Below are 10234 nucleotides of genomic sequence, written 5' to 3' on the forward strand. Positions count from 1 at the left end.
CGGATCTGCACGTTGCGAGAGCTGGTATCGACCTGCGGATTGATCGCGCTGACCTGGCCGCTGAACGTCTCGCCAGGCCACGTATCGACCTGTAGCGCCACGGCCTGCCCCACCTTGAGGTTCGCCAGCGCCTGCTGCGGCAGATAGAAATCGACATAAAGCGGGTTGAGCTGCTCCAGGGTTACGATCTCGGTGCCAGGGGAGATATACTGGCCGACATCCACCTTGCGGATGCCAAGCCGCCCGGCGAACGGCGCGCGGATCTGCTTTTCCGCCATCAACGCCTGCTGCGCGGCCACCTGCGCCTGCGCGGCGGCGAGGTTCTCGCGGTCGGCATCGAGCTGCGCCTGCGACACGGCACTGGCCGCGAACTGCTTCTGGTCGCGGGTGTAGTTGATCTCGTCGAGCTTCGCGGTCGCCTGCAGCTGCGCCAGCACCGCCGGGTCGTTGTTCGGGCGCAGGGTGACGAGCAGCTGCCCCTTCGGCACATCCACGCCGGACTCGAAGTTGATGCTGTCGACAATGCCGCTCACCTCGGCCGAGAGCGCGGCGCCGTTGATGGCGGTGAGGCTGCCGACGGATTGCAGCTGCGGCTGCCACTGGGTCTCCGCGGCGGTGATGGTGGCCACCGTCTGCACCTGGTTGGCGAACCCCTTGAGGAATTGCGCAATGAGATAGCCGCGCAGCGCGCCGTAGCCGAACACGAGGCCGAACAGCACGGCGACGCTGGCGAGCATGACGATCATGCGCCGGGTGGTATTGGGCTTGCTCATTCTGCTAACATCCTCATGGAATCACGCCACAGCAGTTCTGCGCCACATCCTGGCGGTGCCACCAGCCGCCGCCCAGCGCCTGGAACAACGCCGCCGTGTCGGCGAACCGCGCAGCCCTGGCCCTCACCTGCGCGATCACGGCGGTATGGTAAGTCGTCTGAGCGGTTAGCACGACGGAGAAGGGCTGACCGCCGAGCAGGTACTGCGCCTGCGTCACCTTCAGGCTCTGCGCCGCGGCGTCGGCCGCGGCATCGGCCGCCTGCTGCTCCGTTGCGTCGTATTGCAGCACGGCCAGCACATCCGCCACGTTCTGGAACGCCGTGATCACGGTGTTCTGGTACTGCCCCGCGGCCGCGCGCAAGCCGGCCAGCGCAGCCTTTCGCTTGGCGGTCAGCTCGCCGCCCGCGAAAATCGGCTGTGTCACCCCGGCGGCAAGGTTCCACAGCAGGGTCTGCGGCGTGAACAGCGTGCCGGTGGTGAGCGATTCGTGCCCGATCTGCCCCGAGAGCGTGACCTGCGGCAGCATGTTGGCATCGGCCACGCCGACATTGGCCGTGGCCACATGCAGCTGCGCCGCGGCCGCGCGGATATCGGGCCGCTGCGCGACGATGGCCGAAGGCAGGCTGACCGGCAGATCCGCCGGAAGCTGCAGGCTGTCCAGCGTGAAATCCTGGGGCTTGAAATTGCCGGGGAACGTGCCGGCATAGGCGGCGAGCTGGTTCTGCGCCTGGGCAAGCTGGGATTCCAGCGGCGGCAGCGTCGCCTCTTGCTGGGCGAGTTGGGCCTGCTGCTGCAACACCTGCGCCTGCGCCAAGCCCCCGAGGCTCACCTGGGTTTGCAGTATGCCGAGCAGCTCCCGCTCCGCCTCGATGACCTGATTGGTGGCGTCGATCTGCGCGTGCAACGAGGCGACAGTCACCGCCGAGGTGACAATATTGGCCGTGAGCGTGAGATACGTGGCCTCCAGCTCGTCGCGCTGATATTCGGCCTGCGCCGCCTGCCCTTCCACGGTGCGCCGCACCTGGCCCCAGACATCCAGCGTGTAGGAGACGGAGAGCGACGCATTATAGAGCGTATAGGGAGGCAGCTTCTCCGCCTGCGACGAGCCGAACGTGGCTACGGAGGCTGAGGATGGCTGGTTACGGCCCGCGTCGAAAGCGCCGGAGACGCCGGGGAGCAGCGCGCCTTCCTCGGCGCGCGTGTTTTCCTCGGCCTCCAGCAATGTTCCCTGCGCGGCGGCAAGGCTCGGGTTATTGGCGAGCGCCGTGCCGATCAGCGCGTTGAGTTGCGGGCTGTGATAGAGCGTCCACCAATCCCCGGCGATATCCGCGCCGGGGCTGAAACGTTGCGCCACGCCGCCGGCGGCTTCCGTGGCGGCAGGCAGGGGTACTGGCGTCAGAGGCGTATTCGGCGCCGCCGGCGTGTGGAAATCCGGCCCGACGGCACAGCCCGGCAAAGCCAGGGCAAGCGCCACGCGGGAAAGCGCCCTGCGGAAACTCTTTGGTTTCATACCGGTCAGCTACCGGCCTTTCAAAAGCCCGTCAAGCCAGCTTTTCCCAGCGTTGTCTTGCGTAACGGAAACTTGAAAGTTTCCCATATTCGCGGCATAAGGGGTCATGTCGGATCATGATCCTAATCAAAAAACAAAACCAACAACCGCGAAACAAAATGTAGACGCGGATGCGGATCCGCGCCTGCTCGCGCTATTCAACGCGGCGGAAAGCGTGTTCCTCGCCAAGGGCTACCACGCGGCGACAATGAACGAGGTGGCGAAAGCCGCCGGCATGTCGAAAAAGACTGTCTATACCTTGATCGAATCGAAAGCCGAGCTGTTCTCCTCGCTGCTGGCGCATCACCACTCCCTGCTGAAATTTCCGGAGCCCCAGCCGGATTGGTCGCCGCAGGAGATCCTCACCTCGCATTTGCTCACCCTCGCGCGCTTCCTGCTTTCGCCCCAGCAGATCGCCATATTGCGACTGATCATGGCTGAATACACGCACAGCCCGGATTTCAGCCGGGTGTTCGTGAGGAACCGGGTGATAAAGGCCAAGGCGAAGCTGGAAGCCCACCTGAGCGACCTGGCGCTGAATCACGGCTTCTGCATCCCGGACGCCAAGGAGTTCTCAGCCATGCTGTTCGGCATGGCGATCGGCGAGTTCCATCTCGGCACGCTCATCGGCTTCCGCGCCCCGCCGAGCAAGCAGGCGCTGGAGACACGCGTGCGCCGCGCGGTGGAGATCTTCTGCGCGGGCTGCGGCCCCGCCGCCACTACCCTCCCGTTACCGACATGTGACGAGCCGTCGCCGCGCGGGTGATGTCGAAATCATGCCCCTTCGGCTTGCGCGCGATGGCGGCGGCAATGGCGGCCTCCAGCGCCGCGTCATCGGCGCTGGCGCGCAAGGGCGCGCGCAAATCCGCCGCGTCCTCCTGCCCCAGGCACATGTAAAGCTGCCCGGTGCAGGTCACCCGCACGCGGTTGCAGGCCTCGCAGAAATTATGGCTGAGAGGGGTGATGAACCCCAGGCGCTGCCCGGTCTCGGCCACCTGCACGTAGCGCGCCGGGCCGCCCGTGGCATAGGAGCTTGGGAGCAGCGTCCAGTCTTGCTCCAGTCGGGCGCGGATTGCCGAGAGCGGCAGATGCGTCTCCGCCCGGTATTCCACCTCGCCCATCGGCATGGTCTCGATCAGGCAGAGATCGAATTTCTTCGCCCCGCACCAGGCGAGCATCGCATCGATCTCGTCCTCGTTGATCCCGCGCAGCGCCACCATGTTGATCTTCACGGCCAGCCCCGCCGCCGCTGCCGCGTCGATCCCCGCCAGCACCTGGGGCAGAACCCCGCCGCGCGTGACGGCAGCGAATCTCTCCGGGTCCAGCGTATCCAGGCTGACATTGATGCGCTTCACACCCGCTGCCGCGAGGCCCCGGGCATGCTGGGCAAGCTGCGAGCCGTTGGTGGTGAGGGTCAGCTCCTCCAGCCCAGCCCCCAGGCGCCGCCCCAGCGCCTCGACCAGCCGCATCACATCCCGCCGCACCAGGGGCTCGCCGCCTGTGAGCCGGATCTTGCGCACGCCAAGCCGGATGAAAGCCGCGCAGAGCCGCTCCAGCTCCTCCAGGCTGAGCAACTCAGCCTTGGGCAGGAAGCGCATGTCCTCGGCCATGCAATAGGTGCAACGGAAATCGCAGCGATCCGTCACCGAAACGCGGAGATACCTCACCGTGCGGCCGAACGGATCAATCATCCCCGCAAGATCGGGTGAAACCCGCGCCGTTACAAGTCCTCGCCGCCGTCCACCCTGTCCAAAGCCACCATGTCGGTGTCGATCAGCACCTTGCCGGCGTTCTCGAACATCACCGTCACGCGGTTGCCGATGGCGCTTTGCACCTGCCCCAGCCCCCAGTCGGGCTGGCGCGGGTGGCGGACATAATCGCCGGGGGCGAACTCAGAGCGTTCCATGGCAAGCCTCCACCAGTTCACGCATATGCGCCGGGACGGGGGCGGTAGCCTCCACGGGCGGGTCCACCGGCAGCAGGATATGCCGGGCCAGCAGCTGCAGCCGCCCTGCCCCGCCACCATACACCGCATCGCCGATGATCGGGTGGCCAAGGACTGCGGCATGGGCGCGGATCTGGTGCGTGCGGCCGGTCCTGGGGTGGAACTCCACCAGCGCCATTGCGCCGTTATCGCCCAGCACGCGATACGCCGTCACCGCCGCCTCGCCCGCCGGGTCCGGCGCCATTTTCCAGGCGCGGCCCTGGGTATGCTTGGCCAGAGGTTTGTCGATGACGCCCTCTCTCTGCGCGGGCACGCCCGCCACCACTGCCCAGTAGGTTTTCTGCACCTGCCCGGCGGCGAAGAGGCGTTGCGCCTCCAGCAGAAAGCTCTTCTTGAGCGCAATGATGAGGCAGCCCGCCGTGTCCTGGTCCAGCCGGTGGGCGAGCCAGGGGCCGTTCTTCCCCTGCCGCCATTGCGGAAAGAAATCCTCCACGCTCGGCCCGCCAGCCCGGCTGGCATGCACCGGCAGCCCGGCCGGCTTGTCGATCACCAGGGTGCTACGGTCCTGGTAGAGGATGTTCATCCGCGCAGGCGCTCAGGGATCTTCAGGCCCAGCCGGGTGGGAATGTCCCAATCCTCGCGGGCGCGGCGATACTCCACAAAGCCCGCGGCCAGGTAGTTGGGCAGCGCGCGCGGATGGTCGGCCGAGCAGGTGTTCACGGTCATGCCCGCAAGATGGCTGGAGGCGCCAATGAACACGGAGTCCACTGCCGCGTCGAGGAACTTCCGTCCCAGCCCGCGGCCGATATAGTCCTGCTTCAGCCCGAAATAGTTGAGGTTGACGAAGGGCCACGACACGGCATCGGTCTCGAAGAACCCAGCCTCCTGACCTTTGACGCGCAGCACATGGATGCTCACGCTCGGGCGGGAGAGATGCCGCGCCAGCTTTGCATCCGGCATCATCCGCCGCAGCCACCACAACCAGGGCGCGCCGACATCGTTATACAGGCGGCGGTATTCCGGCACGGAAAGCCGCTCGCGCGTCAGCGTCACCCCCGGCGGCATGATCGCGGGCGGGCGCTCCGGGGCGCGCAGCATGCGCAGGAAAACAACGGTGACGAGGGCGCGTTCCGTCGCCTCACCAGGCACCGGGCGCGCATAGTCGAGAATGTCAGCCATTAATCGTCCAGGAAGCTGCGCAGCTTCCGGCTCCGCGAGGGGTGCTTGAGCTTGCGCAGCGCCTTCGCCTCGATCTGGCGGATACGCTCACGGGTAACGTTGAACTGTTGGCCGACCTCTTCCAGCGTGTGGTCGGTGTTCATGCCGATGCCGAAGCGCATGCGCAGCACGCGCTCCTCACGCGGTGTGAGCGAGGAGAGCACGCGCGTCGCCGCCTCGCGCAGATTGGCCTGCACGGCGGCATCCAGCGGGATGATGGCGCCCTTGTCCTCGATGAAGTCGCCCAGATGGCTGTCCTCCTCGTCGCCGATCGGGGTTTCCAGCGAAATCGGCTCCTTGGCGATCTTCAGCACCTTGCGCACCTTCTCCAGCGGCATGCCGAGCTTCTCGGCCAGTTCCTCCGGGGTCGGCTCGCGGCCGATCTCGTGCAGCATCTGGCGGCTGGTGCGGACCAGCTTGTTGATCGTCTCGATCATGTGCACCGGGATGCGGATGGTGCGCGCCTGGTCGGCGATCGAGCGGGTAATGGCCTGGCGGATCCACCAGGTGGCGTAGGTGGAGAATTTGTAGCCGCGGCGGTATTCGAATTTATCCACCGCCTTCATCAGGCCGATATTGCCTTCCTGGATCAGGTCCAGGAACTGCAGGCCGCGATTGGTGTATTTCTTGGCAATCGAGATCACGAGGCGCAGATTGGCCTCGATCATCTCCTTCTTCGCGCGGGTGGAGTCACGCTCGCCGCGCGAAACGGTCGTGTAAACGCGGCGGAATTCCTCGATCGGCAGCCCGGCCTCGGCGGCAACGCGGCCGATCTGCCCGCGCAGCTCATTCGCCTGCGCCACATGCTTCTTGGCGAAGTCCTTCCAGCCCTTGCCCGGCAGCTCGGAGACGTAATTCACCCAGCCCGGGTCCATCTCGCGGCCACGGTAATGCTGCAGGAACTCCTCGCGCGTCACCTTGGTGTTTTCGGCGAGACGCAGCAGCTGGCCTTCCAGCCCGTTCAGGCGCTGGTTCAGCACCTTCAGCTGGGCCACCAGCTCCTCGATGCGGTTATTGTGCAGACGGATCTGCTCGACCTTGGCCACCAGCTCGTCGCGCAGCTTCTCATACGTCTTCTCGGAGCGGGAATTCACGTCCCCGCCGGCGGTGAGGTTGTCCAGGCGCTTGGTCTGCAGCTTGGCCAGCTTCTCGTAGAGCTTTTCGATCTCCTCGAAGTGCTGGAAGATCTCCGGCTTCAGCTTCTCCTCCAGCGCGGAGAGGGACATGCCGGCGCCTTCGCCCTCCTCGTCCTCCTCCAAATCCTCGGACGCCTCGAAATCGGCCTCGACCGGCTCGGCGCCGCTCTGCATGGCTTCGAGGTCGATCACGTCGCGCAGCAGCACGCGGCCGTTGTTCAGCGCCTCGTGCCAGGCGATGATGGCGCGGAAGGTGAGCGGGCTTTCGCACAGCCCGCGGATCATCATGTCCCGCCCGGCCTCGATGCGCTTGGCGATGGCGATCTCGCCCTCGCGCGAGAGCAGTTCCACAGACCCCATCTCGCGCAGATACATGCGCACCGGGTCGTCAGTACGGGAGACGGCGCTCTCGGAGATATTGCCGGCCTGCTCCTCGTCCTCGGCCTGCTCCTCCTTGGGCGTGGCGGCGGCCTCGGCTTCCTCGCCCTCCTCGCTCTCCACCACCTGGATGCCCATCTCGTTGAGCATCGCCATGATGTCCTCGATCTGCTCCGAGGAATTCTGCTCCGCGGGCAGAACGGCGTTCAGCTCATCAAAGGTGATGTAGCCGCGCTCCTTGCCCTTGGCGATCAGACGCTTTACGGCTGCGGACTGGGTGTCCAGCACATTGGCGTCGGCCTCGGCTTCGGGGGCTGCGGTCTCAGTGGTATTCGCGGGCTTGATTGCCATGGTCAGGCGGTACTCCGGGGGATAAGCGGCTCGTATATTTTACAACTCAACAGGTAGGCAATAAGCTTGCCTTTTTAAGGGTCAGGAATCGGGTGTTCCTGCCTCGCCTGCGCGGGCGGCGGCCAATAGCTCGTTGTATTTCATTAATCTGGCGCAGGCGGCCTGATCATCAGGGTGAGCCAGCCATAAGGCCTGGGCCTCGTCACGCTGCGCCCGCAACATGTCGATACTAAAATCCATCAGGCTATACCAACTCCACCAAGACTGCGCGGCTGCCGCCGGGCTCGCATCCGGGGCCAAGCGGTACTCGGACGCGGCCTGCGATTGCAGCGCACTCGCCTGCTCGGCCAAACCGAGACTTTCCAAATGGGTGAACAGATTCGCCGAGTCAAGATGTTTTGCGTGGGCTGCGAAATCATGCAGGGCATGGCGGAGCCTCTCGTCCTCGGGCTGCAGGGGCACGTGGGCGAAGGCCTCCTCCACGTCGTGGATGAGGATGGGGTGCGCCAGCAGCGTGGCCAGCATCAGCCGGGCGCGGCACAGCTCCGCCGATGCGGCATCGGGCGACTGGCGCGGCGGCAGGGCAACGGGCTTGATGAAGTCCCGCCCCTTCTGGCCAGGACGGAACGGGGCCTGGGCCTGCGGCCGGCCCAGCCGGCGCTCATCATAATACCGTCCGCGCAGGTGCTGCCGGTACTCGCCCCCCAGCGTCTTGTCTTTTATCAGCCCGGCCAGCTCGTCCAGCCGGTGCAGGAAGGCGGCGCGGCCCTCTGGCGTGTTGCGCTTATGGGTCGCGGCCAGCATGTCATAAAGCGCGGCGGAAAGCGGCTGGGCCTTGTCCAGCTCCGCCTGGAACGCTGCCCCCCCGCCACGGCGGATCAGGCTGTCCGGATCGTCCTTGGCAGGCAGGCGCAGCAGGCGGAGCGAGCACTCCGGCGTAAGATGCTCCAGCGCCAATTCAACCGTCTTCAGCGCCGCGCGCTGCCCGGCGGCGTCGCCGTCGAAGCAGATCACCGGTTCGGGCGAGAGCTTCCAGATCTCCTCCAGATGCTCTTCCGTCAGCGCCGTGCCGAGCGGCGCCACCGCCCCGCCAAACCCCGCCTGGGACAGGGCGATGACATCCATATATCCTTCAACGACAATGAGCTGCGCGCCTTTTCTCACGGTCTCGCGGGCGAAATTCAACCCATAAAGCGAGCGCCGCTTGGAAAAGACAGCCGTCTCTGGCCCGTTGACGTATTTGGGCTGGCCGTCGCCCATGATCCGCCCGCCGAAGCTGAGCATCGCCCCACGCTTGTCGCGGATGGGGAACATCACGCGCCCGAAGAACATGTCCACCGGGCCGTGGTCGCCCTGCTTCATCAGCCCGGCCTCGACCAACTGCTCCGGCTTGATGTTCTGGCCGCGCAGGGCCGTGGCCAGGGCGCCCCTGCCCTCGCCGGACCAGCCCAGGCCGAATTTGCGGATGGTGGCATCGGTCAGCCCGCGCCCGCGCAGATAGTCCAGCGCCGCCCGCCCCTCTGGCGCCGCCAGCCAAGCCTGATACTGCCGCCCGGCGGCTTCCAGCACATCGGAAAGGCCCGCGCGGCGCGCTTCCGCCTCGGCGGCCTGCAGCGTCGGCTTGGGCACTTGCATCCCGGCCTGACGCGCTAGTTCCTCCACCGCCTCCATGAACGACGCGCCGGTGGATTTCATCACAAAGGTGATGACATCCCCGTGCTCGCCGCAGCCGAAGCAGTGGTAATGGTCGTCATACACATAAAAAGAGGGCGTCTTTTCCCCATGGAAGGGGCAACACCCCTTCCAGTCCCGGCTGGAGCGCGTGAGCTTGACCGTGCGCCCGATCACCGTGCGGATCGGGGCGCGCGTGCGCAGCTCGTCGAGGAAATTCGCCGGAAGCGCCATGCCTCAGCCCGCGAGCGCCGCCTTCACCGCGGCGGAGGCCACGGCCATGTCCAGCGCCGCGCCGTGCTTGGCCTTCAGCGCGCCGATCACCTTGCCCATGTCCTTGGCCGAAGCGGCGCCGGTGGCGGCGACCGCCTCCTTGATCGCGGCCTCAAGCGCCTCGCCTTCCAGCGTATGCGGCAGGAATTCGGAGATCACGGCGATCTCGTGCTCCTCCTTGGCGGCCAGTTCCTCGCGCCCGCCCTGGCGGTACAGCGTCACGGAATCCCGGCGGGATTTGATCATCGAGCGCAGCATCGCGAAGATTTCCTCGTCGGGGACCTGCTCCACGCCTTTCGGCCGGGCGGCGATGTCCGTGTCCTTCAGCTTGGCCTGGATCATGCGCAGCGCCGAGGTGCGCTCAGGCTGGCGGGCCAGCATCGAGGCTTTCACGGCGGCGGTAATGTCTTCACGTAGGCTCATTTTTCTACTCCTCCGGAAAAAAATTCCGGCATAATACATCAGCGTTGAGGCTGGAGCAAAATTCCGCTAGAGAGGCGCCATGCATACGCCCATCGATGAAATCCTGCGCCGCCTCGGCGGCAACGAAGCCGCCGCCACCCTGACAGGCGTCTCTCCCGAGGCCGTCCGCAAGTGGCGGAGCAGCAATGCCATCCCACCGCGCCATTGGCCAGCCATCATGGCCGCAGCCGGGCTTTCGATGGAAGAGCTTTCCGCCCCAACCGAGAGCGAAGTGCCGCAGGGCGCCACCGCAGCCCTGGTTCTGGCCGATGGCAGCGTGTTCTGGGGCCGGGGCTTCGGCGCGCATGGCATCAGCCTGCCTTCCGAGCTGTGCTTCAACACCGGCCTCACCGGCTACCAGGAGACGCTGACCGACCCCTCCTATGCCGGGCAGATCATCACCTTCACCTTCCCGCATATCGGCAATGTCGGCACCAATGCCGAGGATATGGAAGCCGGGCGGATCTTCGCCCGCGGC

The 10234-nt window shown here is 65.9% G+C and carries 11 protein-coding genes; 2 read left to right on the forward strand and 9 right to left on the reverse strand.

Annotated elements, in window-relative coordinates:
* Together ACLPJJ_RS00215 and ACLPJJ_RS00220 are read right to left on the reverse strand one after the other, a co-directional pair.
* Positions 1-773 (reverse strand): efflux RND transporter periplasmic adaptor subunit (locus tag ACLPJJ_RS00215; protein WP_443588625.1); only part of this gene is annotated, 773 nt, incomplete at its 3' end.
* Between the two features lie 13 nt (positions 774-786).
* On the reverse strand, positions 787-2283 hold the full coding sequence (locus ACLPJJ_RS00220; protein ID WP_443588626.1) for an efflux transporter outer membrane subunit: 1497 nt from the start codon (positions 2281-2283) through the stop codon (positions 787-789).
* Between the two features lie 106 nt (positions 2284-2389).
* Here ACLPJJ_RS00220 and ACLPJJ_RS00225 point away from each other — a divergent pair, with 106 nt between their 5' ends.
* Entirely contained in the window at positions 2390-3088 is a 699-nt protein-coding gene (locus ACLPJJ_RS00225) for a TetR/AcrR family transcriptional regulator (RefSeq protein WP_443588628.1), read from the forward strand.
* On the opposite strand, the gene moaA is transcribed toward ACLPJJ_RS00225, so the two are convergent.
* The 7 genes from moaA to ACLPJJ_RS00260 all read right to left on the reverse strand — a co-directional run bounded on the left by moaA (position 3042) and on the right by ACLPJJ_RS00260 (position 9717).
* Positions 3042-4013, reverse strand: a complete 972-nt coding sequence (gene moaA / locus ACLPJJ_RS00230) for a GTP 3',8-cyclase MoaA (protein ID WP_443588630.1) — start codon at positions 4011-4013, stop codon at positions 3042-3044. The genes ACLPJJ_RS00225 and moaA overlap by 47 nt on opposite strands.
* Positions 4014-4042: 29 nt before the next feature.
* Positions 4043-4228 (reverse strand): DUF3553 domain-containing protein, encoded by a 186-nt coding sequence (locus ACLPJJ_RS00235; RefSeq protein WP_443588631.1) that lies wholly within the window; start codon positions 4226-4228, stop codon positions 4043-4045.
* Positions 4215-4850 (reverse strand): RluA family pseudouridine synthase, encoded by a 636-nt coding sequence (locus ACLPJJ_RS00240; protein WP_443588632.1) that lies wholly within the window; start codon positions 4848-4850, stop codon positions 4215-4217. Before ACLPJJ_RS00240 ends, ACLPJJ_RS00235 begins: the two co-directional genes overlap by 14 nt.
* Positions 4847-5446, reverse strand: coding sequence for a GNAT family N-acetyltransferase (locus ACLPJJ_RS00245; RefSeq protein ID WP_443588634.1), 600 nt, complete (start codon positions 5444-5446; stop codon positions 4847-4849). The genes ACLPJJ_RS00240 and ACLPJJ_RS00245 overlap by 4 nt, the downstream gene beginning before the upstream one ends.
* Positions 5446-7350 (reverse strand): RNA polymerase sigma factor RpoD, encoded by a 1905-nt coding sequence (rpoD, locus tag ACLPJJ_RS00250; protein WP_443588635.1) that lies wholly within the window; start codon positions 7348-7350, stop codon positions 5446-5448. Before rpoD ends, ACLPJJ_RS00245 begins: the two co-directional genes overlap by 1 nt.
* Before the next feature lie 81 nt (positions 7351-7431).
* Complete coding sequence (dnaG, locus tag ACLPJJ_RS00255) at positions 7432-9255, reverse strand: DNA primase (protein WP_443588637.1); 1824 nt, start codon at positions 9253-9255, stop codon at positions 7432-7434.
* A gap of 3 nt (positions 9256-9258) precedes the next feature.
* Positions 9259-9717, reverse strand: a complete 459-nt coding sequence (locus tag ACLPJJ_RS00260; RefSeq protein ID WP_443588639.1) for a GatB/YqeY domain-containing protein — start codon at positions 9715-9717, stop codon at positions 9259-9261.
* A 79-nt stretch (positions 9718-9796) separates the two neighbouring features.
* Here ACLPJJ_RS00260 and ACLPJJ_RS00265 point away from each other — a divergent pair.
* Positions 9797-10234: carbamoyl-phosphate synthase domain-containing protein (locus ACLPJJ_RS00265; RefSeq protein WP_443588641.1), on the forward strand; the 438-nt coding region annotated here is incomplete at its 3' end.

The sequence above is a fragment of the Acidocella sp. genome (assembly GCF_052326845.1).
In the GTDB taxonomy this organism is placed as follows: Bacteria; Pseudomonadota; Alphaproteobacteria; order Acetobacterales; family Acetobacteraceae; genus Acidocella.